This is a genomic window from Xylella taiwanensis (genome assembly GCF_013177435.1).
GTDB classification, from domain to species: Bacteria; Pseudomonadota; Gammaproteobacteria; order Xanthomonadales; family Xanthomonadaceae; genus Xylella; species Xylella taiwanensis.
Genome location: NZ_CP053627.1, coordinates 1,911,919 through 1,936,938, shown reverse-complemented (window position 1 = coordinate 1,936,938; position 25,020 = coordinate 1,911,919). Strand labels below are relative to the sequence as shown.

Here is a 25,020-nt window from a genome sequence, read left to right as displayed (position 1 = left end):
ACTTTATTTTATGTAAATCAATGGGTTGAGATGAGCTTGTGCGCTTGCTCAGACGGGTCTTGCTAAGCCTAACCAAGTTTCGATCACTGCGTGCAATTCCTCCACACCTTGGCGCGATTTGCTGGAGAAGGTTTGTACATTGATGTGGTCGGCGAAGTGTTTGGTAAATTCTTTGCGCACTTTTTGCAGTGTTTGTGCCTGTTGGCCTCTGCCGAGCTTGTCTGCTTTAGTCAGCAGTGCCTGTACGGGCAGGCCGCGTTGTGTCGCGTAGCTCAGCATTTGCAGATCGTATTCCTTCAGTGGGTGGCGAATGTCCATCACGACCACCAGTCCACGGAGGGCTTGACGGTTACGGAAGTAGGTGTCAATAAACGCTTGCCAGTGTACTTGCAGTTCTTTGGGGACTTTGGCATAGCCGTAACCGGGTAGGTCGACCAGATAGCGTTGTGGTGTCACGGTGAAGTAGACCAGTTGCTGAGTGCGGCCTGGAGTTTTGGAGACGCGAGCGAGCGCGTTTTGACGGGTTAACGTGTTCAGCACGCTGGATTTTCCAGCATTGGAACGGCCGGCAAAGACAACTTCGCTTCCGTCATCGGTCGGTAGTTGATAAGCAGTGTGGGCCGAGAGGAGGTATCGGGCACATTCAAGTGGTGACGACATTTGCTTAGGATCGCATGTCTACGGGCTGTGCTGTGCGTTCGGTGGCATTGATAGCCTGAGGGGCAAACAAAAATGGAGCTTCGGTCATACGTTGCTTTGATGTGCTTGCTTTTGCTGTTGTCGCCGTTCCGGTCCTTATGGTGATGCTCCTATCCCAGGTTGGTGCGGCTCTGCAGCGGCAGACTGACTTGATCTAACACTACATTGGAGAAATTTTGAAGCTGGGCAGGCCAAGGCGACGGTCTGCATGGTCTGTCACGGTCCTGATGGCAATGAGCCAGTACTGGTCCGTGTATCCGCACGTGGCTGCGCAGGGGAGCGTTACATGACCGAGTGGGCTGGGCTGATTCCAGCGGTCAGCGACGTAGCGAAACGGCTGCACCGATGCGACTGTTTGTACAAGCGTTTGGGCCACAGGATATGCGCGATCTTGGGCTTGGGTTTGCCAGTCAGTCCGGTGTAGCTAGTGTTGCCGATGAGACTGCGCCAGCAATTTCGCGCTTTCAGAGGAAGAAATGATTGGAGATCGGTCAGCAGTTATACCGTGGTGGTGATTTGGTGCGTGATATCCCCGTTTGCATGGCCTGCTACGGACGGACCGGAGCTGACGATCCTGGTGTGCTCTAATCACGCATTGGTGGCCACTATGTCGACTACATTGCGGTTGTTTGCAGATTGTTTGCTTACTGTCATGGTGCTAGCAGGCATGAAGAAACACGTCACTATCGTCATCATGGCAGATATTGTTAAACCATTAAGTGACCAGTAGAGCCAAGCCCTGACACACTACCTCCAGAACTTGCATGACTATGTTGCTGATGATGTTGCAATTCAGCCCATGCCCATATAAAGATGAACATGTGCTGAATTCTGTAGGTTAGGGGTGCTACGTAGTTGGACTGTTGTTACCATTTACGAGTTGATCCTATGGCCGGCATTATTTCTTAATTCCAAAGGAGCCGTGTTCCGGAGTTTCTATGCCAATGTCTGTGTTTGGACGTTTATTGTCTTTATTGCTTGCTCTTGTACCCTTAAGTGCATGGGCTGCTGTCAATCATCCTCCGGTCGTTGGCCAGGATTATGTTGAAATTTCTGATGGACAACCATTTGCGCCGTTGGCTGGTAAGATCGAGGTCGTCGAAATTTTCGGTTATACCTGCGTGCATTGCGCGCATTTTGAATCCAAGTTGCAAGTATGGAACACGCGTCAGGCTAAGGATGTGCGTTTTACCTTGGTACCTGCGGTGTTCGGTGGAATTTGGGATTCGTTCGCGCGTGCGTATTTAGCCGCGGACATTCTCGGTGTAGCTCAGCGCAGCCATGCGGCGATGTTCGAGGCGATCCACGAGAAGGGCAGTGTGCCGATTCAGAACGTGGCACCAGAGGAGCTGGCGGTGTTCTACGCCGGATACGGGGTGCAGCCGGACCATTTCGTTGCTACCTTCAATGGCCCGGAGGTCGAGAAGCGCTTACAGGCGGCGCGTGACTATGCGTTGAAGGTGCATCCCTCGGGGACGCCGACGATCGTAGTGAATGGCCGTTACATGGTGTCTGGTCACGATTTCGACGACACGCTGCGCATTACCGATTATCTGGTGAGTCGCGCACGCGTTGCTGCACGTAGCGGTAAGTCTGACTGAGGTTAGGCTGTGTGGCTCGTATCATGATCACCGTCAAGCTGGCTTTGGCCAGACCCGCTTCCCTGTTGGAGAGAGAGTTTATGAAAAACCGTTTCGCCATGACGTTGATGGCGTTGTTGCCGGTTCTGGTGGCTTGCCAAGCTAAGGATGGCACCGCGGATACCGTACCGTCTGCCATTCCAGCTCCGAGCGTGCAGTCCATTCCCCCCCCCTCCACTGCGGCCACTCCGATCTCACCTCCGGTTCAAGCTGCACGTGTGCCATCTGGACCAGAACCAGTGGCTGATACTGATTACATTGTGATCCAGGGTGGTCAACCGTTTCAGCCTGTTGCTGGCAAGATTGAGGTTGCTGAGGTGTTTGGCTACGTTTGCCCGGCATGCTTCCAATTCCAGCCAAAGATCGAGCCATGGAAGGCTGGCCTTCCTTCGGATGTGCATTTTGTCTACGTGCCAGCAGTATTCGGTGGTACTTGGGACGATTATGCGCGCGCGTTTTACGCTGCTGAGACATTAAGTTTGCAGGAGAAGACTCATAGAGCTCTGTATCAAGCGATCCATGTTGAGCAGACTTTGAAGGGGGAGCGTGGTCGCGACACGGTGCAGGATATTGCTAACTTCTACGCCAAGTTCGGCGTCAACCCGGAGCAGTTTGCTAATACTATGGCCAGCTTCGGTATCTCGGCAAAAGTTAATCGTGCCAAGCAGTTCGCTAAGCGTAGCCAAATCACAGGTACGCCTTCGTTGGTTATAAACGGCAAATACTTGGTCAAGGGCCGTACTTACGACGACATACTGCGGATTGCCGATCACCTGATCGAAGGTGAGCGTAAGGCACTGGGCAAGTAAGACCAGCTCGGCTAAGTGAGCGATTCTGATCGACGTATACTGCGGGTGTTGACTGTCAACATTCAGGCCGCTTCGAGTACTCGCCGCTATAGCGACTACGTGACCCGAAGCTGGTCGCATGCGTTACCGATCGGTCGCAAGCGTATTACTCTGGATGCAATTGCACAATTGGTCGCTGAGCGTGACATCGTCGGGCTCCAGGAGAGTGATCCTGGCAGTTTACGTTCGGGCTTCACCAACCAGACTCACTACCTAGCCCAGCGTGCCGGTTTTTGTTACTGGAATCATCAACCTAATCGGCGCATGGCTGGGGTCGCTTCCAGTGCCAACGGCCTGCTAAGTCGGCTGAAACCGCGCGAAGTACAGGATCATGCGTTACCTGGTCGGATGGGTGGTCGCGGTGTTCTTTTGGCTAAGTTCGGCGATGACCTTGATAGCTTAGTGGTGGCGGTGGCTCACCTGTCGTTGGGTGTGCACTCGCGTATGGCGCAGTTGGCTTTCATCGCTGATTTGCTCGCTGAACATCCCAACACAATCTTGATGGGGGACTTCAATTGCATGGCTGATCGTCCTGAGATGCAGGTGTTGTACCGCCGTACTCGGTTGCAACCACCGGATGCTGTGATCCCAACGTTCCCGAGTTGGCGTCCACAGCGTGCGATCGACCACATTTTGGTGAGCCAAGGCTTGCATATTTGCAAGACTGAAGCAATACCGGCTGCGTTCTCCGATCATTTGGCGGTGAGTATGGAGATCGTTATACCTCAATGCATTTTGTGTTAATTGCGTTGTGACTGATCCGGTTTGCTTGAGATGTCATACAGTTTGGTTGTTCGATTGCGTCAAAACTTTTCCTTGACATAAGTCAAGGTCAGGAAATTGTTTCGCATAAACGAGGGCGTCAGCTTGCTGATGCCAAATCGGCTTTCGGGTCATCTTCAAGTGTTCGACTTTAGTTTCCCTATGCCTTCACTTTGCGGATGTCTTGCTTTCTGTTGTTGTGAGTTGATGTGTATTTCCGAGTAACGATGTTGTGTCATTGCAGATGAAAGTTTGATTCATATGTTCGCTTGGCCAGTAAGTTCAGTCCTTGATGGACCAGAGGGTAACAGTGACTTTCGTGGAGGGGGGGGGATAGCCTAGCTACCAATGTAAGCAATGTGGTGAGAAGTCATGAAATTGCAAGTCATCATGTGACGCAGTTCGTGTTGTTCCTAGCTGTTGGCGTAGGCGTGTAGTAATGCGTCTTAACGTGTTCTTGCTTGTTGGTGGGTAGTAAAAACTTAAGGAGCGTCACGTGTCCATCATCATGGGGTACGTGCTGCCTTTATTTGTGTTGTCGCTATTATCGGCAGTTTGTGCGTTGTGTTTACTTACGGTTGGATTCAACGTCCACTCATCCAGGATCACAGGATTTGCCTGATGTGGCTAGTGCGATTGGTGGGATTAAATACAGGTTCTGGTGCATCGCTTCTCAGTAGATGGTCTGTATCCAAAGGTGTCGCACCCTCAAGGAAACGTGAAGTTGTTAACGGCGTCGGTGCGTGCCATTCAATGTAATGTGCGTTGAACAGATTTTTTAATGTATCTGTGTCTTGCGTCATCTGCGCGTGGTCGCCCATCAGGAGTAATGTAGGGGGCACAAACGTCCATGCTTCATCGGAGATGTCAGGTGGAGATGTAATACCGAAAGTCATCAGAGTTCGATCGTCTGATTGGATGAAAGCGCATAACACTTTATCTAAATAATCTGGAATTTCTGAATCATGGACAAAGATGATGCATGTTGACTCAGCTTAACCGAACAATATAGACATCAATTGTTAAGTATTCAAATTGAGGTTATGTGGAAGGTAGGATTAATAAAAAAGTATCCTGTTGATGTTAGGGCTTGTTGAAAATCACTGCATTTGAGGGGATTGCTATGATGCAATCTGGCGACGAGTATTGGATCACGATGCAGTCGCATTGCCAGATAGGTAAGTGATTCAGGTCTTAGGGGGGCGGATAACCCCAGTTTCGTGTAAGCGTTACCGCGTATTGTAAGCAAAGGGTGATCCTACCCTAGGTGGTTTGAGTATCTTGCAAGATATTTATTCGAGTGTATGCATGGTTTAAAGCAACCATGACAGCGGCGATTTCTTGTTCAGTATTTGGGCTGCTTTCTTTAGTGACCTGTGCAGTTTGTCTTGAGGTTACGTTGTATTAAAGCTGAGTGCGTGACAGATGTGTCTCGCGTTTTGGTTCAGCGCAGGGCACGTTCTGCGGCGGCTGCCATAGCTCGTTTTGAAAGCATGAAATCCCATAAGTTGCCGTTTAGTTGGCGCCACAACACTGCTGAGCGGAGTGCGGCCAATAGCATGGCGCGAATCTCGGCGACCACTCCGGCTTGACCGAGGTAGTGTGGGTTGCCCTGCACGATGATTCTGGGACGCAGATGACTGATTGTGTTGGCGTATAAGGCACCGAGCGTGGATAGTACTTCCGGGTGGGCACTGTCGCCGGTTTGTTCGGCCTGATGCGCTGCTTGGGTAATCCCGATTGAAACGGCGACTACGATAGAGGTGTCTCGCATGAAGCGGCGCTCCAATTGCAATACCGCTAGCGTTAGGCGCGGAAGTAATTGGTCGCGGACTTGGTTACCGAAGTAGTCGCGCAGCAGGTGCAGCCCTTGAGTAAGATCACATATCTTACCGTAGACTGCTTCTGGTGATTCGGCGTCAATACGGAATACGCTGTTCATGGCTGTACGTACTGCTGAGGTTTCGGATTGTCCGGTTTCTGCGATTTGCCGTACTTGTTGCAGTGCTTGTACTACGCCAGCCAACGCCAGTACCCGGTTATCTATCAGAGCATTCATTGCAGCACATTCTCAAGTTTTGAAAAGATTACACGCCAGCTTGCGTTCTAACGGCGCGTCTGTAGTGGCGATAACTGCCCCACCTAGACATTCATCGCCGTCGTACAGTACCAGTGATTGCCCCGGAGTGACTGCCCATTGTGTTCGTGTGAAATGTACGTCCAGGCTTCCGTCGTTGTGTACCGTTACTTTGCAAGGCTCATCAGCTTGGCGGTAGCGTGTCTGTGCGGTGCAGGTGAAGGTGTGCGTTGGCGGTGATCCGGACACCCAGTGTGCGGGTTCCGAGCGTAGCCAGCGTGATTGCAGGAAGGGGCTGTCACGATTTTGATCTACGTACAGTACGTTGGTTGCCAAGTCTTTGCCGATGACGTACCAGGGTGAAGCGGTGCGGTTGCGCACTCCTCCGATATTAAGACCCTTACGTTGACCCAGAGTAAAATAGAACACCCCAGGATGCTCGGCAATCCGCTGTCCTTGTGGATCACGGATTTCGCCTGGCTGTGCTGGTAGGTACTGCTTGAGGAAGTCTCGGAAGTTGCGTTCGCCGATGAAGCAGATCCCGGTGGAGTCTTTTTTGGCATGGGTAGGGAGACCTGCTTGGTGTGCCAGGCGGCGTAGCTGAGATTTCTCCAGATCGCCGATTGGGAACAGCGTGGCCGCTAATTGCTCCTGACCAAGTTGGTGCAGGAAGTAGCTTTGGTCTTTGCTGCGGTCGGCGCCCCTTAACAGGTGCCAACTTTGGGGAGAACGCTCAATCCTGGCGTAGTGGCCGGTGGCGATGCGTTCGGCTCCAAGTTCGCGTGCTGTATCCAAGAAATGCTTGAATTTGATTTCACGGTTACAAAGTACGTCTGGATTAGGCGTGCGCCCATTTGCGTATTCGACCAGGAAATGCGTGAATACCTCTTGCCAGTACTCGCGTGAGAAATCACGGAAGTAGAAAGCAATGTCCAGTATGCCGCACACTGCTACGGCGTCGCATCGATCGTCTTCGGCATGGCACTTACCGTTGCCGTCGTCAGTCCAATTTTGCATGAACAATCCGGCTATGGCTTGCTGTTGACTGCTCAAGCGCCAAGCTGCGACCGATGAATCCACCCCGCCGGACATGCCTACGATGATTCGGGGCGCATTCATGGTAAGTATTGAACCAAGTCCAGTGGGGCATGTTGCCCTGAAAGATAGTCGGTTACTACCCGCCATACCAGCGGGCTGCGTAGGGGTACTGTGGCTGCTTGCAGCTCTGATGGAGTCAGCCAAAGAGCACGCACGATGCCGATATCCAGCGGATGCTGGGGATAGTAGGTCAATGGTTCTGCAGCGAAAGCGAACCTCAGGTAGCTACAGCCGGTTGGAGGGGTCCACAGGTAACTGTCGATCAGGCCAGTCAAACGCACTTTCCAGCCGGTTTCTTCCAGAGTTTCGCGCAGCGCAGCCTGGAGTAGACTTTCGCCGAGTTCCAAATGGCCGGCAGGTTGATTCAGCATCAGTACACCATCAATGGTTTCTTCGATAAGTAGCAGGTGTCCGTTCCGTGCTACCACAGTGGCTACGGTCACGTTTGGTTGCCAGTGTTCTTGTGTTAGGGTCATCTGTGTATGACTAATCCGGATACAGCGTCGCGCGCGAAGTACACTGCATGAGTTGGTAAGATTTGAGTAAGACGGCGGTGGCTGGGAACCTGTCCATCGTTAAAAGGCTTGACGCGGGAGAATCTGAATGAGGGGAAGAATTGTGAACCGTAGCCTTTTGATCGTTCAATCTGACATGTTCTCCGCCGTATAATTTCTCAAATGTCACAAAAGACCGTACACGATCAGGATAATGCATTACTGCTGGAGACCGGCAATGCCGGGGTCGCTCCACCACCACGGTATCAGGTGTTGCTCCTGAATGACGATTACACCCCAATGGATTTTGTTATCGTGGTGTTGCAGCAATTCTTTGCGATGGATCTGAAGAAGGCAACTCAGATCATGTTGCATGTACATACTCGCGGTCGTGGTGTCTGTGGGTTCTATACTCGTGAGGTGGCCGAATCGAAGGTTGCGCAGGTTAACGAGTTTTCTCGGATACATCAGCATCCACTGCTATGCACGATGAAACAGGCATAAATCCCTAATTCCAATCTACTTGGATTGCATGGTTGGTGCTAACGGTGTCTGAATGCTCTTATTTAGTAGGGCTGTGGAAAATCCCCGCTCATGCCTCATATTGTGTGTAACAGCTGTTGGAGTCACCCATGTTCAGCAAAGACCTCGAGCAAACCATTGGCCAGTGCTACAAGCGAACTCGTGAGGCATGTCATGAGTTCATGACCGTCGAGCACTTGCTTCTTTCATTGTTGGACAATCCGTTGGCACACGCTGTGCTGAAGGCGTGTGGTGCGGATGTTACAAGGTTGAAGCGTGATCTTGAGCAAGCCATTGAGGCATCAATTACCCGCCTGGATGCCGATGACGCTCGTGATACTCAGCCGACGCTTGGTTTTCAACGGGTGCTGCAGCGAGCCGTCTACCATGTGCAGTCTTCTGGTAAGAAAGAGGTGACCGGGGCTAACGTACTAGTGGCGATCTTTGGTGAAAAGGATTCGCATGCCGTCTATTTCCTGAATCAGCAGGACATCACCCGACTGGATATCGTCAACTACTTATCGCACGGCATTACCCGTATGGGTGAGGAGAGCGACATCGGACAGGCCGCTGAGAATGAAGCCAAGGGTGAGGGTGAGTCTAATAAAGGTGACGCTCTCGCTGAATATGCTCTCAACTTGAATGAACAGGCACGCAATGGACGCATTGATCCATTGGTTGGGCGTAAAGATGAGATTGAACGTACAATCCAGGTGTTATGCCGACGTCGCAAGAATAACCCACTATATGTAGGTGAAGCTGGTGTGGGTAAGACTGCAATCGCTGAGGGTTTGGCCAAGCGTATTGTTGATCGAAGTGTGCCGGAAGTGCTTGCCGATGCGGTGATTTACTCGTTGGATCTTGGGGCCCTGGTGGCTGGCACCAAATATCGTGGTGACTTTGAAAAACGCCTGAAGAGTGTGTTAAGTGCGTTGAGGAAAATCCCTAACGCAGTGCTCTTTATTGATGAAATCCACACCATCATTGGTGCTGGTTCTGCTTCGGGCGGCACGATGGATGCGTCTAATCTGATCAAACCAGCTTTAGCTTCAGGTGAGTTACGCTGCATTGGTTCGACCACGTTTCAAGAGTACCGCGGTATCTTCGAAAAGGATCGTGCCTTAGCGAGGCGTTTTCAGAAGATCGATATCGTCGAACCCACCGCAGGTGAAACTTTCGAGATTCTGCAAGGGCTCAAGCCTAAGTACGAGGCACATCATGGTGTTACCTATGCGGACGGCGCATTACGCGCTGCAGTCGATCTATCAGTCAAACACATTGGTGACCGATTGCTGCCGGATAAGGCGATCGATGTGATTGATGAGGCAGGTGCACGTCAGCGTTTGTTACCGGAGAAAGAGCGCAAGGAGTTGATCGATATTGAGGAGATTGAGACCATCGTCACTAAGATGGCTAGGGTCCCTGCTAAACAGGTGAGTGTGAGCGACAAGGACGTTCTGAAGCACCTCGAGCGCAACTTGAAGATGGTGATCTTTGGCCAGGAGCCAGCGATTGAGATGCTGTCCTCGGCAATTAAGTTGGCCCGCAGTGGTCTGGGTAACCCGGATAAACCGATCGGCAACTTCTTGTTTGCTGGCCCAACGGGTGTTGGTAAAACTGAGGTGACTAAACAATTAGCGCTACACCTCGGGATCGAGTTGGTGCGCTTTGACATGTCTGAGTACATGGAACCGCATTCGGTGAGTCGTTTGATTGGTGCGCCTCCCGGCTATGTTGGTTTTGACCAGGGAGGGTTACTGACCGAGAAGATCGTTAAAACTCCACACTGCGTTCTGCTGTTGGACGAGGTGGAGAAAGCGCATATGGATATCTTCAATATTCTGCTACAGGTCATGGACCGCGGTGTGTTAACAGACACCAATGGGCGTGAGGCGAGCTTTAAGAATGTGATTCTGGTAATGACTACCAATGCAGGTGCAGCCCAGTCTTCACGTCGCACGATTGGTTTCACCAAGCAGGATCATTCCAGCGATGCGATGGAGGTGATTTGCCGCAGTTTCAGTCCGGAGTTCCGCAATCGTCTTGATGCGATTGTGCAGTTCCAACCACTGGGTTTCAGTCATATTCTGCGGGTCGTCGACAAGTTCATCATTGAGCTGGAGATGTTGCTCCAAGAGAAACGTGTTGCCTTGTCGGCTACACCAATCGCTCGCGACTGGCTAGCTCAGCATGGGTTCGATCCTCTGATGGGTGCCCGTCCGATGGCGCGTGTGATTCAAGAAAAAATTAAACGCCCACTCGCAGACGAATTATTGTTTGGTAAGCTGCTCAGCGGTGGCCGGGTTGGCATTGATGTGCGTGACGACGAGTTGATTGTGGAGGCTTATTCGGAACCAGAGCGGTTATTGCCGGCGACCGTGGAGTGATATTGCTCAACTTAAGGGTGGTGGAGTAAGTCTTTAATTTTTCCCATTGCATCTGATTCGTGTTCTTCAGGGTTGTTTGAAGGCATTGGAGCGGTGAGTGCGCGGTTGGGCAACACGCGAACTCAGCTGGATACGCATGTAGGCGCGTGAAGCCTCCAGAAAGACTTTTAGTTCAGGGGATCCACTTCCTGAGACATAAAAAGCCGGTAATAAGCAAAGTAATCGAAAAAACTGAGCAAAGGCAACCACCCGCAATTCCAAAATCCGCTAGCTTTCGCTGCCTGCCGACAAAAGATGTATTGGACCTTGCGGGTTATGCTGCTGACAGGGTTATTTCATACGATAGATGATGCGTCCCTTAGTTAGATCGTATGCAGTCATCTCGATTTTAACGCGGTCGCCGGTCAGGATGCGAATGTAGTTTTTGCGCATGCGTCCGGAAATATGAGCGGTAATTTCGTGCCCGTTTTCTAACTTGACCCGAAAAGTAGTATTCGGCAGTGTCTCGCTGACAGTGCCCTCAAATTCGATGCAATCGTCTTTCGACATGTAGTCCTGTGTGCAATCCACATGCGGCCCGGCGGGCCGCCAAGGGCAAATATCCTACGCGCTATCTCGACACGGCGCAAAAGATTTCGTTTAACGTGATGAGTGAAGTAGGGGGCTCATGCGAGATCTCTACTTAAGTGCTCGCCGAACAGCGTATTCCAACAGGTAGGTAATCCGGTTTCTGTGACCAAGCGGCGCACATGTGCCAGAAAGTCATTGCGTGGCCAGCGTTCGGCACCCAGGTTCAGCAAGTGCTGGTTCTCCACTTGGGCATCAATGAGTGGCATGTTGTGTGTGTGTAAGAAATTTGCAAGGCTGGCGAGAGCGATCTTGGAAGCACCGTTGCGAGTACTGAACATACTTTCGCCAAAAAACATGTGTCCAAGCGCCACGCCATAAAGGCCGCCAACGAGCATGATGCCATCAAATACTTCAACCGAATGAGCATACCCAAGTCGGTGTAACGTCAGGTAGGCTTCACGCATATTCGCAGTGATCCAAGTACCATCTTGGCCTCGGCGTGAAGTACATGCACAGGCGTCGATCACCGCGGCGAACATACTGTCAGCGCGCACTGTCCAGGTTGAAGTGCGTAGGCTGCGGCGGAAGCGTCTGCTCAAATGTATGCTGTCACTACGAAACACGGTGCGAGGATCGGGCGACCACCACAGCAGTGGTTGTTCTTCGGTGAACCAAGGAAAGATCCCGCCTCCATAAGCGGCGAGCAAACGTTGGGGGGTCAGGTCACCGCCGACTGCAAGTAGCCCGTTTGGTTCGCGCAGGGCGTGTTCGGCCGGTGGGAATGGTGTATCTGGTGAGGGGGAGAGCAGATAGGGGTATAGATGCACGAGTGATCGTTCAGTCTCTACGGAACGGTGAATGTGCAACCAGTTCGCGTATCTGGCGTGTGACTGCGATGCGTTCCTGCGCACACCAGTCTGCCAGTGGCGTTCGGAAGCGAGGATCGGCGATCCAATGTCGGCTATGCACCTCGGTTGGTAGAAAGCCGCGTGCGATCTTGTGCGTGCCTTGGGCACCTGGCTCGAAGCGGGTCAACCCCTCGCGTAGGCAGTAATCAATGCCCTGGTAGTAGCAAGTCTCGAAGTGCAGCCCCGGCAATGCTGCGCCACCCCAATGACGACCGTACAGCGTCTTTGCACCGCGCAAGCACAGCGCACCGCCGATCAGCTTGCCGTTAAGTTTGGCCATGAACAGCACCAGCTGCCGCGGTATCGTCTTTGCTAGATGCGTAAGGAATTGCAGGGTCAAGGCTGGTGCATTGCCGTATTGATGGAAGGTATTCAAATAGAAGCGATGCATCGCTTGCAGCTCGATAGGGGTTGCTTCGTCGCCATGTATGCAGTGGACGTGCACTCCGGTGCGTGCGATTTTTGCTCGTTCCTGTCGGATGTTCTTGCGGTGCTTGTGGTCCATCGTGGCTAGGAATGTGTCGAAATCGGCCCAGTCTGCACTGTTGCACCAATGGTACTGCACGTTGCTTCGGGCCAGCCAACTGTCATTGGTGGCTCCAAATGCGGCCTCCTCCTCAGCGGTATGAAAATTGATATGAGCTGAGGAAAGATTGTCTTGTGTGACCCGAGCCTGTATTGCTGTGAGTAGAGCCTGACGCTTCGCCGTATCGCGTGTTAATAAGCGGGGGCCGGTGACTGGACAATAAGGTATACCGCACAACCACTTCGGGTAGTAGGCTTGTTTTTGAAGCGCATAGGCATTTGCCCAGGCATGATCGAACATAAACTCACCGTGTGAGTTGTGCTTCAGATAGCCTGGTGCGGCGGCGACTAGGGTGCTGTTGTCCCAGAGGGTGAGGTGGAGTGGTTGCCAACCCCAGGATGGACGTAGGCAGCCATACTGCTCCAGACCGCATAGGAAGGCATGTGTTAGAAAGGGGTTGGTGTGGTCGTGCAGTGAGTCCCAAGTATTGGCTGCAACCTGGTCCAGCGCATTGAGCCAGCGTACCTCCAAGTTCGTCATCATGTTCCGGCGGTGAACAACATCGTTTGGATGCCGTTATTGTAGAAGTTGATACCCAGCGTGATTAGGTCGATGACCGAGAACAAAAACATGCTAATGAACGGAGAGCTCCCCTGCACAGTCCTGGATCGATCGCCAAGTCGCATGTGATGTGGTGTCGTGGGTAGATGAGCTATAGTCCATTATGATCAAGGCCAGTGATTAAGGGGCAGCCCGTGCCTGCGTTGAAGTGTTGCGGATATCGCGAGGGTGGCCGACTGAGCCGCTGCAGCCTTGGTTGGTGATTTTATTTGAGGTCGGTGGTGTGTTGCTGCTACCTAAATGGGGGAAGGACAGTGCTACGTGGAGTTATCGGTGACCTATTCCGCATGGCGTTTCCAGTATGAAATGGTCATGGGCCTCAGTTGTTTTTACCTGCATTGCTCAGGTTGTACTCGAGCGGGTCAGGTGCTTTTATCAAGGAACCGCTCCGCGTCCAGAGCGGCCATGCAGCCAAATCCAGCAGAGGTGATTGCTTGGCGGTAGTGTTGGTCAGCAACGTCACCTGCAGCGAATACTCCCGCTACCGAAGTTTGGGTGACGTTGCCTTCTATACCTGAATGAATCTGTAGGTAGCCGTTGTTCATCCTAAGTTGACCTTTGAACAGATCAGTGTTGGGATGGTGCCCGATGGCCACGAAGAGGCCACGTGCGTCGATGTCTCGGGTGCTGCTGTCCTGTGTGGATCGGATCCGTATCCCAGTGACACCAGTATCGTTGCCGAGTACCTCCTCGACCGTGTAGTTCCAGACCAATTCTATCTTGCCGGTTGCAGCCTTCACGAACAATTTGTTCTGCATGATCTTTTCGGCCCGTAGGCTGTCACGGCGATGGATTAAGTAAACCTTACGGGCGATATTAGACAGATATAACGTCTCCTCGACGGCGGTGTTACCACCACCTATCACCGCCACGTCCTGGTCGCGGTAGAAAAAGCCGTCACACGTGGCACAGGCCGACACCCCTCGACCTTTGAATGCTTCCTCGGACGGTATGCCTAGGTATTTGGCGGTGGCGCCTGTGGCGATGATCAGCCCATCGCAGGTATAGACGCCGCTGTCGCCGAAAAGGGTGAACGGACGTTTGGAGAGGTCGGCTTTATGAATGTGGTCGAAAATGACTTCGGTGTCGAAGCGTTCGGCATGGGCCTGCATCCGTGCCATCAGGTCTGGTCCCATCAGACCGTGCGTGTCACCGGGCCAGTTATCGACTTCGGTGGTGGTCATCAGTTGACCACCCTGTTGTAGGCCGGTGATTAATACCGGCTGCAGGTTTGCACGGGCCGCGTAGACAGCGGCGGTCCAGCCAGCTGGGCCAGAGCCCAGGATGCATAGGCGTGAGTGTTTGGCAGAGGCAGAAGAATCGCTCATGTATACTTGCTTAATTAAGGATCATTGGCAGAGAAGATCGCCGTGGATTGCCAGCTTTGGTTCTCGCCATAGAGTGGTGCCCTTTTGTCGGCGAATCAAGCCGAGTTGCTAGAAGTGCTAGAAGTGCAAGACTCTGTGTGCATGGTCAGCTTCAGCTGATCACGAACCCCGTGACTATACCCGGTTGCGCATCTATATGCATGCAGCTGAAACCAAATTCAATGTCATTTATTATCAATTACTAATGCGGCACTCCTAAGGTTTGGCAACAGGTGGCAAAACAAGTTCCCGAGCGCAGCAAGCCCACTGTGAGTAAACCTTCCGTACGCAAGGCATGGAGTGTGGATGGTCATAGACTGAAGCGACAGAAACTCTGGCGGGATCTGGCGTTGATCATGATCGCACCGATACTGTTGTACCTCATGGCGAGTTTGTTTACCTACTCCAAGGATGATCCGGCTTGGTCGCAGAGCGGTAGCGTGATCGTACACAACGTAGGTGGAAGAGCAGGCGCCTGGATTGCGGACGTCCTGTTCCAATTATGTGGTTTCGTTGCTTTTTTGCTACCACTGGCATTGGGCGTTGTTACTTGGATCGCACTGTTTGGCAGTGACCGAGAGGATCAAGTAGAGGGGGACTTGGAGCCTGCGCTGCGTTTGATTGGCATCGTTGGTTTTTTGATTGCAGCCACTGGTTTACTGCATCTGCACTTGTTTCAGAGTGATGTGGCGCGTGCTGGAGGCATTCTTGGCAGGCAGGTGTGCAATTCACTGCAAGCAGGCTTTGGCGCGTTCGGGACTAACCTGTTCATCTTGATGTTGCTGTTAGTTTCGGTGACGTTGGCTACCGGATTGTCTTGGTTTGCAGTGATGGAGCGAATTGGTCGCGCTGCACTTGCAGTTCCACCGCTACTGCAGAAGAGCAAGCGCCATGCCGACGAATGGCAACAGGCGCGTGCGTTGCGCGAGGAGCGTGAAGAAGGGCGCAAAGTTGATGCGATACAGCGTGCCAAGCGTGATCCGATGAAGATCGAATTACCTTCGGAACCTATAGTGGAGAAGAGCGAGCGCGCCAAGCGCGATACTCAGATACCGATGTTCCTCGGGGTCAATAAGAATGGTTCTAACTTGCCGTCACTGGCATTGCTGGATAATCCCAAGCCGCAGATCAAGGGTTATTCCGAGGAGACGCTGGAGACGCTATCCCGTCAGATCGAATTGAAGTTCAAGGATTTTCGCATTGATGTGCAGGTGGTGGGCGCCTATCCGGGGCCAGTGATTACCCGCTTCGAGATTGAGCCGGCACGAGGTGTTAAGGTGAGCCAGATCAGCTCGCTGGATAAGGACATTGCACGCGGGTTATCTGTCAAGTCGGTACGTGTGGTTGACGTGATCCCCGGAAAATCAGTGATTGGACTGGAGATCCCCAACGTCAGCCGCGAAATGATCTTCCTATCTGAGCTGCTACGTTCCAAGGAATACGACAAGTCGCCGAGTCCGTTGACGCTGGCGTTGGGTAAGAACATTGCTGGTCGACCGACGGTCGCCGACTTAGCGCGGATGCCGCACCTATTAGTTGCTGGTACCACGGGCTCAGGTAAATCGGTGGCTGTCAATGCGATGGTGTTGAGCCTGTTGTTCAAAGCTTCGCACAACGATCTGCGGATGTTGATGATCGATCCCAAAATGCTTGAGCTGAGTGTCTATCAAGGCATCCCGCATCTACTGGCACCAGTAGTGACCGACATGAAGGAGGCTGCTAACGGCTTGCGCTGGTGTGTGGCTGAAATGGAGCGCCGTTATAAGTTGATGAGCGTGGTTGGCGTACGTAATCTGGCCGGCTTCAACAAGAAGGTTAAGGATGCCGAAGAGGCTGGTCAGCCATTGATGGACCCACTCTTTAAGCCCAACTCGGACCTGAGTGAGGTACCGCGGCCACTGGAGAGGTTGCCGTTTATCGTCATTTTCATTGATGAATTTGCCGACATGATGATGATTGTCGGTAAGAAGGTCGAGGAGTTGATCGCGCGCTTAGCGCAGAAGGCGCGTGCGGCTGGTATCCATCTGATTCTTGCCACTCAGCGCCCCTCGGTAGATGTGATTACCGGTTTGATTAAGGCTAACATCCCAACACGTATTGCGTTTCAGGTCAGCTCGAAGATCGACTCGCGCACGATCCTGGATCAGTCTGGTGCCGAGACTTTGCTTGGCCATGGTGACATGCTGTATCTGCCGCCTGGTACAGCAATGCCGGATCGCGTGCATGGTGCTTTCGTCAGCGATGACGAGGTACACCGTGTGGTTGAGTACTTAAAGGCTAGTGCTCCAGTCCAATATGTAGACGGCGTGCTTGACGAGATCCAGACCATGGATGATGGCGCGGTGATTGGTCCTGCTGGTCTGCCGGAGGGAGGCAGCGGAGGAGGTGATGAGACCGATCCGTTGTACGATGAAGCCTTGCGTATCGTTACCGAGACGCGTCGTGCTTCCATCTCCAGCGTGCAGCGGCGACTGAGGATCGGTTACAACCGAGCTGCACGCCTGATTGAAGCGATGGAAGCCGCAGGCGTAGTCAGCCCGCCTGAGCATAATGGTGATCGCACCGTGTTGTCTCCACCACCGCGCTAAGGGGTCTCATAACAAGTTATTTAATTCTCACCTGGGTTTCCATTAAATCAGGTGTTTATGGCACCCTTGTGGGATTTGTTCATGAGGATCTTTCAGTGGGTGCTGATCTCATCTGAGTGGCAGCACCGTCCCTACTGCTTGAATCGGATTGCCAATCATGATGCGTCTGTTGTTTGTTTTTCTGCTGAGTCTCATGTGCACTGTGACGGTTGCTTATGCGAGGAACGTACCCCCTGCTGCTCAAACTGACGGTAACTTTAGCTACCTGCGTTACCGTGCCGATTACGAAGTGCGGGCCGATGCGGGCAGCGTGGAGACCAACGACTACGATATCCGGCTCAACACCCAAGCTGCGGTCGAGCAATTTAGCCAAGTGCGCCTCGGCTACAGTGAGAAGATGCAGAAGTTAGAGATCTTGGAAGCATATACGATCACTGCGGCGGGCATCCGCCAGGATGTGGCTGCGGCAAAGATCTACACCCAGGAGAGCTATTCCAGTGCCTCTGCGGCAATGTACGCCGACTATAAAGTCAAAGTCGTGGTATTCCCCAATTTGGCGCCGGGTGCGCACGTGGTGTATCGCGTCCGGCGGACCCAACTGACGCCGTACTTTCCAGATTATTTCGGATTTTGGGAAACCTTCAGTGTGTTTACGCGGTATGACGATGCAGTGGTGACGTTACGTGCGCCGCGCAAGTTGCCGATGCACGTCTGGGTGCGGGGTGTGCATGGGTCCACCCGCCCGCGTCTTCAGGGTGACCAAGCTCGGTGGGAGTGGCGTTACCGGCGTAATGTTCCGTTGCAGAGTCAGACTTGGAGTGCCGCCCTGTGGGAATTCAGCCCGACGGTCATGGTGAGCACCTTCAAGGATTGGTCGCAGTTGGGCCATGCTTACGATGTCAAAGCAGGTAAAGCGGCTGCGGTCACGCCGCGGGTGCGTGCTTTGGCTGATCAGATTACTGCCGGCATTCCCGAGCGCCGCGCACAGGCAGCTGCACTGTACAACTGGGTAGCGCGTAACATCCGTTACGTTGCGGTTTACCTTGGTAACGGCGGTTTAGAGCCAAATAGGGCTAATGTCATCCTCGAGCAGCATTACGGTGATTGCAAGGATCATGCAGTCATTCTTGAGGCACTGCTCGCAGCTAAAGGTATCCAAAGTACACCTGTGCTGATCGGTGCCGATGGCGGACCGACACTGCCACCGATTGCGGTACTCGGTCGTTTCAACCATGCCATCACCTATGTACCGGAATTTAAGCTCTACCTCGACTCGACAAATCCTTACGCGCGCTTCGGTCAGTTGCCGGCGAGTGACCTTGGGGTACCGGTAGTGCATACCGCCGACGGCCATGTGACTCGCACACCTCCCCATGATGTGTGGGCTAATACCTACGTGGTGCGCACTGAATACCGTTTTGCGCAGGATGGCAGTTTGAATGGAGAGACGATGCTGGATCTGGGTCCGGATGGAGAAATTGCTACCCGCGCGATGTTTGTCGAGCTCAATGCACAGAATCGGCGACGCATTGAGGAGAACATCCTGGCTCAGTCTGGTTTTGATGGCGATGGCATGCTGGAGTTACTGGGTATGTCACAGGATCTGCAGTCCCCATTCAGTTACCGCTATCGCTTTTGGGCGCGGGATTATATTGATTTTTCGATGGCCGGAGGTTTGGCGCTGCCGTACATGCCGGGTGCTGACTCGATGCGTAATATCTATACCAACACGCCAGCTGAGACCAATCTGACGCCGTTTTATTGCAATGAAAGTTTGCATGAGGAGACTTATGTACTGCGTTTTCCGGCGGACGTACCGATCATTGCGATCCCTGGGAGCCACCGTTTTCGCAATCGTGCCGGGGAGTACAACGTGGAATGGCATCGTGACGGGCAGACTATCACGGCGATGCACCGGTTGCGCCATGTGGCGTTGCATGGTCCTGAGAAGCTCTGTTTACCGGGGGACTATCAGGCGTTTCGCCAGCTTTACCAGCAGGTACGCCGTGGTTTCCGTGAGCAGGTCCTATATGGTGATTTGCGGCGGGTACAGACCGCAGCGCATTGAAGCTTGATTTCAGGGTTTGGATTGGCTACGCATCTGCATCTTGGTGATGTGAGGAGGGGCGATATCAATGTTTATTTCAGTATCTGTGGAGCGTTTAAACAACGCCCAATCGGTTATCCAGTTTCGCCTTCGTCATCGTCATCGTTCTTGCGTTTGCAATCCTGGCTTAAGAAGCGTGCGTCGCTGATGTGATGCACTGTATAGCCGAGCGTATACGACGGTTACTCCATGATTCCTCCCTTCTTACTGACGTTGTTGCGAGTGGTGCGGCGTTGTATGCCACCTTGTACAGCATTACAAATGAATGCGAACGGTGTTGTGGTTCTCTGGTGAGGCAATCAATGCCAGGTCAACATGTTGTTGGTATGGATCGACACGCAGCGCTTCCAAGGCGAGGTGGTACGGCTGATCCTGGCCACACCAAGTTGGTTGATGCAGTGGTGACTTAAGCCGCACTGCATGTACAGATGGATGTCACCGGGCGGATTGTCGCTTTATAGCAACCATTGTTGGATACGTGGTGTCAGTACCAAATGTTGTGGGATGTTCTACTGACCGAAGTGGCGGTGCAGCTTACCCAGTGTGAGAAAAACCATCAGGAGCTGCTGGCACGGCGCTGTTAATTGATTCGAGAACAAAGTCTGATTGTTGTGGTATTGATTGGACATGCGCCGCTGCTACTGGCTGAGTGACGGGTTATTGGGGAGGTGCTGCGTTTGTCGCGGGCACTGTTGTTGAGTTTTTCGGTGCTGCTGCTCGCACAGTGGCCGGATGTGCGTATCGCTGATGTTGAACTACTGTGGCCGGTGTTGCAGTCGCTGTTGTAGAAGTGGCACGCTTGCCGAACATCGCCATGAGTACCTTGTTTGATAGTGCTGTGGACTGTGGTGGCACGGGAGTGGTTTCTGGAGTCTGGTCTCCAGCCGCACTGCAGCACTTTTCCGTTGAAACCTCGGCAGCACGCTGCAGAGGCCCCGTACCGTCAGGTTACGACACGGTACTGCGGAGTTTTGGTTATGTTACGGAGCGTTGCCGATACGTTTACAGGCATCGAATCTGCTCGTAAGCCCTCGCCGTTGCTGGCGCTGGGCGATGTGGATCAGGGGACGCTCACAGCCAGCGAACTGATTTGGCAGCAGGTATGCGTGGCACAGGTCGTGTGCTTGCCCGATGCTACTACGTTGTTTCAGGCTCAGGGCGGCGGTTGGTGGAACCGAGCGTTGCAAAGGGTACATGGAGTGGAGCGAGCCGCAACATGAGTATTCGCCTAATTTATCCAGGAGCCGTCACAATCCAAGCTTTCCATTCCTGGATGATGCCGATGTTTTCTCATTTCCGTTATGTTGTTTTTGCTGTCGCGTTGGTTTCAGGTCCTGTGTGTGCGGGGGCCCGTGGTGATTTGAGCGCCTTTACTCGTGGATTGAAGACCTTGCAGGGCCACTTCTCTCAGGAAGTCATTGATACTCAGGGCAAAGTCAAGGAGCACTCCATCGGTACCGTTGCTTTGTCGTTACCCAATTTGCTCCGTTGGGAATGTAATACGCCCTACAAACAACTGGTCGTGGCTGATGGTAAGCGTGTTTGGCTATTCGATCCCGATCTGAACCAGGCCAGTGTGCGTTTTCAGGGGGATGAGGAGCGCAATAGCCCGCTGATCGCATTAATCGATCCGACTCAACTAGATCGCAAGTACGATGTGAGCGAGGAGGTTACCTTGCGCGATGGCTTGCGATGGTTGTCGTTGACCCCACGAGCGGGTACCGAGGCCAGCTTCCAGAGTGCTTCGTTTGGTTTTACTCAGGCCGAGTTGGTGAGAATGGAAGTTGTCGACACCCTTGGGCAGCGTACCGTCATTGCGTTCAGTGGCTGGCAGCGTAATCCTGTGCTGGCTGTTGACACGTTTCGTTTCACACCAGGTAAGAATGTTGATGTGATCGGTGATCGGTGATCGGTGATCGGTGATCGGTGATCGGTGATCGGTGATCGGTGATCGGATGCCTATTTGCTGGATTCTCAAGAGGGAAAGGTTGACTGAGAGCAAGGTCCGTTGGCAGCCGTTTTGATATTCGCCTGTACGTGCCGACCTTCGTCTTGCTCACGATACAATGAGGAGTGACACGACATCGCTCCACGACTCTTCAGGCTGATCTGCTCAGTGTGGCTCATCTCTTGCAGCCACTGGCCGAGCGTATGCGTCCTCGTACTCTGAATGAGATGGTAGGACAGAAGCGTTTGCTTGCTCCGGATCGTGCGTTGTATCGAGCACTGGCTTCTGGACATGTGTATTCCATGATTCTGTGGGGACCGCCGGGGTGCGGCAAGACGACGTTGTCACTGCTGTTAGCGCAGTACATTGATGCAGAATTTCATGCAGTCTCGGCCGTTCTTTCGGGATTGCTGGAGGTGCGTCAGATGTTGGCTGAGGCTACCCAGCGTTTTTCCGAAGGACGTCGCACCGTCTTGTTCGTGGACGAGGTGCATCGTTTTAACAAGATGCAGCAGGATGCGTTCCTGCCGTATATCGAGCGTGGCACCATTATTTTCGTTGGCGCCACTACAGAGAATCCATCGTTCGAATTGAACTCGGCGTTACTGTCACGTTGCCGCGTACACGTGTTGGAAGCAGTGTCGTCACAGGATATCGTCGAGGCATTGCAGCGGGCGCTGCAGGATACGGAGCGAGGTTTGGGTGGGCAGCGGATCGAAGTTTCAGAAGCTTCTCTGTTGGAGATTGCCAAGGCTGCCGATGGCGACGTGCGTCGTGCTCTCACCTTGTTGGAGATTGCTGTTGAGCTTGTCCAGGACGAGGATGGGCAGATGACCGCTGACGTGCTTTCGCAGGTGCTTGCCGACCGTACCCGGCGCTTCGACAAACGGGGGGACCAGTTTTATGACCAGATTTCCGCGTTGCACAAGAGCGTGCGCAATTCCAACCCGGATGCGGCGTTGTATTGGTTGATGCGTATGCTGGATGGTGGTTGTGATCCTATCTACTTGGCGCGGCGATTGACTCGCATGGCGATCGAGGATATCGGTTTGGCTGATCCGCGTGCACAGTCGATGGCTTTGGAAGCTTGGGAGATCTATGAGCGGTTGGGTAGCCCGGAGGGCGAGCTGGCGTTCGCGCAATTGGTGCTTTACTTGGCAAGCACTGCAAAATCTAATGCTGGCTATGTTGCGTTCAATGTGGCCAAAGCAGAGGTTCGTCAGACGGGGACCCAGGATGTTCCACTACATCTGCGCAACGCACCAACCGGACTAATGAAAAGTCTCGGGTACGGTATCGAGTATCAGTATGATCATGATGCTGAGAGCGGTGTTGCGTTGGACCAGACCTGTTTCCCCGATGCTCTGGGAGAGCGGGTTTACTACCAACCGGTACCCCGCGGTCTGGAGATCAAGCTTAAGGAGAAGTTAGACAGGCTGCGTGCAGCGCGTGCCCAGGCTCAAGCGGATAAGCTACAGCCGCCGCGTGCCTAGAAGATGGCATCCCTCCTCAAACCGTTTGTGGCTAGGTTGCGTGCTGATTGTGTTTGTTTCTTCCTGTCCTTTCCCCGGGATTATGTCCAATTGGAGAATGTGATGCTGGAAATTGCCATCATCTTCCTCCGCATTGTTGCGGCAGGCGTGCGAGGTGCGGCATGAATACTGTTGTGTGGTGGCAGTCGCTGTTGCTTGCGATGGTGGGTGGTGCGTTCGGTGCCGGGCTGCGTTTTGTTATTGGTAGCTCTTTACTACAGCGCTTTGGTGCTGGATTCCCTTGGGGAACTCTAGCAGTGAACCTGATTGGTTCGTTCGTCGCAGGCTTCCTGCTGATATGGTTGGATGCACGGGGATCGGCGAGTTGGCCCTGGCGGATGTTGCTGATCGTTGGCCTGATTGGTGGGCTAACAACGTTCTCGTCTCTGATGATGGAGTGTTTAGTGTTTGTCCGTTCCGACCGCTCGCTGATGGTCGGTCTTTATTTGTGCATCACTCTACTGTTTGGTTTGTTGCTGGTGTTTTTAGGTGCACGGCTGGGTGCATCTGTTGTAGCTTCGTCTACCACGGTGTGATCTTTGAGCGTTGGCGTGGCATGGAGCCTTGGTGCATGCTGATATGTGCGATCATTTCGTTCAGTCTTCTGCGTCTGGTTCACATTTTTACGCATGGTCCAAATGCACAGGTAGATGAGGTAACACAAGATGGATGACTGCTGGCGAGTTTTGCATCATGTGTGGGGACTCAACGGAAATGTTTGATACGGTTGAATAAGGGCTCGATCGTGATTGCATTTGTATGCCTGTTGTGTCAACCCTGTCCTGCGGTAACGGTCAAGCGTATCGGCATTCATAAAGTGTCTACTACCAGAGGCAGCCTGGGACTTAAACTGTCTGAGCCCTGACGTGGACGGTTATTTTTGAGGCCTCGGTATGCTGGTGTGTACGTATGATCGTTGGGTCGATTGGGATGTCTTGGACTTGCTTCTGGCTTGTTATCCCGAGCGCGACATCCTCCTAAACATCATGTTGCTGTTATCGGGAAACGTGTATGCACACGGCGTGCCAGTGACTTGATTCTTGTGGCACATCTCACCACGGATGCTTGTGGGAAACCCGCGACCGCTGACTGTTGTTGGACCACAGATTGCCTGCTTTGCGAAGCATACCGCCTTTATTCAGCAGGGTAACGACGATCTTGATTTGAGTTGTTCGTGCAACACGCAGTACGTCAATGCTTGCGAATGTCAACAGAATCTGGGTGATCATGTTGTTGATGTATGGCCGAGCTGCGCTTATTGGGTGTATTGCAATGTGTTTGGCCAGCGATTGTGTGTCGTCTATATTTTTTAGAGGAAGAAGCGTTTCTGGTGTGGTTTGCAGTCGGTCGGTCGAGAACTGTGTCAACCGTTTCGACTGTGCTATTGCTGTGCCAAAGGGGCCCGCCTAATGGACCATTGGGAATGGTATGTGGTCACCACGGTCTACCGAGCGAGCCGCGCAACAGCATGAGGGCCTCGTTTAGTAGAGTGTGTCAATGTTGTGTGATGGGTTGCTTGCAGCTGTGATTGCATTGCAGGCAACATCTCTTAGTTGCGATGAATCTAGGCGCTACTGAGTTGCTGTTGGAGTTGTGTATATAGCCGTGTGCCTGCTAAATATTGTTGAATTCTGGTCACTTGAGTAATGAGGGGATACTTGATGAGGCCAATACGACTACTGGGCCAACGTGTAGAGTCAGGGGGGCTATGTGATGTTTGACGGTACGATTGAGAGGAAAGGCTGTGTGTGTTAGATGTGTCATAAGTGCTGAATGACGGTGGTGTGTTCTCTATTCCTTAGTTGGTTTTGCGCTTGAAGTGATGGCCTAGTCGTTGGTTGAGAGGCGCTGCTGTCCTGTCACCATGAAATATGTGCTCTCTGTCTTTATGCAGTAAATTCATGTAATGCGACGAGGCCAGTGATTAAGTAGATTGATCGATAGATGGACAAACAGATCGCATATCTGTGACCGGTTGTCATCCAGTGAGCATCAGAGTGTAGGTTGATCCAACCTGGGGGATATTTCGGTGTTGTTTTATTTTATCGATTTAAATTCTTTGCATTAGAAGATTCGCTACAGTCTTGTAGTGTTTGTAACAGTCCTGGAAGTGTGTAACGCAGTGAAGTCACGCCAAGTATTGGTGTGTGCTGAGGATGGCATTTGGCATTTTTATGAACAGATGTATCTGCTGGGTATGCCGTTAGTTATTGGTGATCAAGGTGTGTTGGGGATAGAGCGTGCTGCATACTGACCCCTGTTTATGCGTGTACCGTGTGGGATGGTCATGGGAGTGCTGATAGCTGTATGAAAAGTCATGTGCAAT

23 protein-coding genes are annotated in these 25,020 nt (G+C 52.6%); 14 read left to right on the top strand and 9 right to left on the bottom strand.

The window, feature by feature from the left end:
• Window positions 1-48: 48 nt before the first annotated feature.
• On the bottom strand, window positions 49-660 hold the full coding sequence (yihA, locus tag PLS229_RS08320) for a ribosome biogenesis GTP-binding protein YihA/YsxC (RefSeq protein WP_038272231.1): 612 nt from the start codon (window positions 658-660) through the stop codon (window positions 49-51).
• A gap of 384 nt (window positions 661-1,044) precedes the next feature.
• Here yihA and PLS229_RS12480 point away from each other — a divergent pair, with 384 nt between their 5' ends.
• The 4 genes from PLS229_RS12480 to PLS229_RS08305 all read left to right on the top strand — a co-directional run bounded on the left by PLS229_RS12480 (window position 1,045) and on the right by PLS229_RS08305 (window position 3,931).
• Window positions 1,045-1,179: a hypothetical protein gene (locus tag PLS229_RS12480; protein ID WP_267903156.1), complete on the top strand. Its 135-nt coding sequence runs from the start codon at window positions 1,045-1,047 to the stop codon at window positions 1,177-1,179.
• A gap of 464 nt (window positions 1,180-1,643) precedes the next feature.
• Window positions 1,644-2,300 carry a thiol:disulfide interchange protein DsbA/DsbL gene (locus tag PLS229_RS08315; RefSeq protein ID WP_038272264.1) on the top strand — a complete coding sequence of 219 codons (657 nt, stop codon included), beginning with the start codon at window positions 1,644-1,646 and terminating at the stop codon, window positions 2,298-2,300.
• Between the two features lie 80 nt (window positions 2,301-2,380).
• Window positions 2,381-3,148, top strand: a complete 768-nt coding sequence (locus PLS229_RS08310; protein WP_038272261.1) for a thiol:disulfide interchange protein DsbA/DsbL — start codon at window positions 2,381-2,383, stop codon at window positions 3,146-3,148.
• Window positions 3,149-3,163: 15 nt separating this feature from the next.
• Window positions 3,164-3,931 carry an endonuclease/exonuclease/phosphatase family protein gene (locus PLS229_RS08305; protein ID WP_038272225.1) on the top strand — a complete coding sequence of 256 codons (768 nt, stop codon included), beginning with the start codon at window positions 3,164-3,166 and terminating at the stop codon, window positions 3,929-3,931.
• 623 nt (window positions 3,932-4,554) lie between these two features.
• Here the strand turns inward: PLS229_RS08305 and PLS229_RS08300 are convergent.
• The 4 genes from PLS229_RS08300 to PLS229_RS08285 all read right to left on the bottom strand — a co-directional run bounded on the left by PLS229_RS08300 (window position 4,555) and on the right by PLS229_RS08285 (window position 7,600).
• Complete coding sequence (locus tag PLS229_RS08300) at window positions 4,555-4,845, bottom strand: hypothetical protein (RefSeq protein WP_038272223.1); 291 nt, start codon at window positions 4,843-4,845, stop codon at window positions 4,555-4,557.
• 548 nt (window positions 4,846-5,393) lie between these two features.
• Window positions 5,394-6,008, bottom strand: a complete 615-nt coding sequence (gene hflD / locus PLS229_RS08295; RefSeq protein WP_038272221.1) for a high frequency lysogenization protein HflD — start codon at window positions 6,006-6,008, stop codon at window positions 5,394-5,396.
• Between the two features lie 12 nt (window positions 6,009-6,020).
• Window positions 6,021-7,145 (bottom strand): tRNA 2-thiouridine(34) synthase MnmA, encoded by a 1,125-nt coding sequence (gene mnmA, locus PLS229_RS08290; RefSeq protein WP_038272219.1) that lies wholly within the window; start codon window positions 7,143-7,145, stop codon window positions 6,021-6,023.
• Window positions 7,142-7,600, bottom strand: a complete 459-nt coding sequence (locus PLS229_RS08285; protein WP_038272217.1) for an NUDIX hydrolase — start codon at window positions 7,598-7,600, stop codon at window positions 7,142-7,144. Before PLS229_RS08285 ends, mnmA begins: the two co-directional genes overlap by 4 nt.
• A gap of 201 nt (window positions 7,601-7,801) precedes the next feature.
• Between PLS229_RS08285 and clpS the strand changes: the two genes are divergently transcribed.
• Both clpS and clpA read left to right on the top strand, forming a co-directional pair.
• Window positions 7,802-8,122: an ATP-dependent Clp protease adapter ClpS gene (clpS, locus tag PLS229_RS08280; RefSeq protein WP_038272215.1), complete on the top strand. Its 321-nt coding sequence runs from the start codon at window positions 7,802-7,804 to the stop codon at window positions 8,120-8,122.
• Window positions 8,123-8,250: 128 nt separating this feature from the next.
• Window positions 8,251-10,527 carry an ATP-dependent Clp protease ATP-binding subunit ClpA gene (gene clpA / locus PLS229_RS08275; protein ID WP_038272214.1) on the top strand — a complete coding sequence of 759 codons (2,277 nt, stop codon included), beginning with the start codon at window positions 8,251-8,253 and terminating at the stop codon, window positions 10,525-10,527.
• Window positions 10,528-10,857: 330 nt separating this feature from the next.
• On the opposite strand, the gene infA is transcribed toward clpA, so the two are convergent.
• From infA to trxB, 4 genes are all read right to left on the bottom strand, one after another.
• Window positions 10,858-11,076, bottom strand: coding sequence for a translation initiation factor IF-1 (gene infA / locus PLS229_RS08270; RefSeq protein WP_038272213.1), 219 nt, complete (start codon window positions 11,074-11,076; stop codon window positions 10,858-10,860).
• Between the two features lie 116 nt (window positions 11,077-11,192).
• On the bottom strand, window positions 11,193-11,924 hold the full coding sequence (aat, locus tag PLS229_RS08265; RefSeq protein WP_038272210.1) for a leucyl/phenylalanyl-tRNA--protein transferase: 732 nt from the start codon (window positions 11,922-11,924) through the stop codon (window positions 11,193-11,195).
• 10 nt (window positions 11,925-11,934) lie between these two features.
• On the bottom strand, window positions 11,935-13,071 hold the full coding sequence (locus PLS229_RS08260) for a GNAT family N-acetyltransferase (RefSeq protein WP_038272208.1): 1,137 nt from the start codon (window positions 13,069-13,071) through the stop codon (window positions 11,935-11,937).
• Window positions 13,072-13,514: 443 nt separating this feature from the next.
• A complete protein-coding gene (gene trxB, locus PLS229_RS08255) occupies window positions 13,515-14,480 on the bottom strand; it encodes a thioredoxin-disulfide reductase (protein WP_038272206.1) in 966 nt (321 codons plus the stop codon).
• Between the two features lie 272 nt (window positions 14,481-14,752).
• Here trxB and PLS229_RS08250 point away from each other — a divergent pair, with 272 nt between their 5' ends.
• The 8 genes from PLS229_RS08250 (at window position 14,753) to PLS229_RS08215 (ending at window position 24,948) form a co-directional block, all read left to right on the top strand.
• Window positions 14,753-17,107, top strand: a complete 2,355-nt coding sequence (locus PLS229_RS08250) for a DNA translocase FtsK (RefSeq protein ID WP_038272204.1) — start codon at window positions 14,753-14,755, stop codon at window positions 17,105-17,107.
• 157 nt (window positions 17,108-17,264) lie between these two features.
• Window positions 17,265-19,175: a DUF3857 domain-containing transglutaminase family protein gene (locus PLS229_RS08245; protein ID WP_038272202.1), complete on the top strand. Its 1,911-nt coding sequence runs from the start codon at window positions 17,265-17,267 to the stop codon at window positions 19,173-19,175.
• Window positions 19,176-20,191: 1,016 nt separating this feature from the next.
• Window positions 20,192-20,434 (top strand): hypothetical protein, encoded by a 243-nt coding sequence (locus PLS229_RS08240; protein WP_038272200.1) that lies wholly within the window; start codon window positions 20,192-20,194, stop codon window positions 20,432-20,434.
• A 62-nt stretch (window positions 20,435-20,496) separates the two neighbouring features.
• Window positions 20,497-21,123, top strand: coding sequence for an outer membrane lipoprotein periplasmic chaperone LolA (lolA, locus tag PLS229_RS08235; RefSeq protein ID WP_038272259.1), 627 nt, complete (start codon window positions 20,497-20,499; stop codon window positions 21,121-21,123).
• Window positions 21,124-21,365: 242 nt separating this feature from the next.
• Window positions 21,366-22,655, top strand: a complete 1,290-nt coding sequence (locus PLS229_RS08230; RefSeq protein WP_201745741.1) for a replication-associated recombination protein A — start codon at window positions 21,366-21,368, stop codon at window positions 22,653-22,655.
• 161 nt (window positions 22,656-22,816) lie between these two features.
• A complete protein-coding gene (gene crcB / locus PLS229_RS08225) occupies window positions 22,817-23,230 on the top strand; it encodes a fluoride efflux transporter CrcB (protein ID WP_038272195.1) in 414 nt (137 codons plus the stop codon).
• A 357-nt stretch (window positions 23,231-23,587) separates the two neighbouring features.
• A complete protein-coding gene (locus PLS229_RS08220; protein WP_160165210.1) occupies window positions 23,588-23,731 on the top strand; it encodes a hypothetical protein in 144 nt (47 codons plus the stop codon).
• Between the two features lie 1,052 nt (window positions 23,732-24,783).
• A complete protein-coding gene (locus tag PLS229_RS08215) occupies window positions 24,784-24,948 on the top strand; it encodes a hypothetical protein (RefSeq protein WP_160165209.1) in 165 nt (54 codons plus the stop codon).
• Window positions 24,949-25,020: the final 72 nt, after the last annotated feature.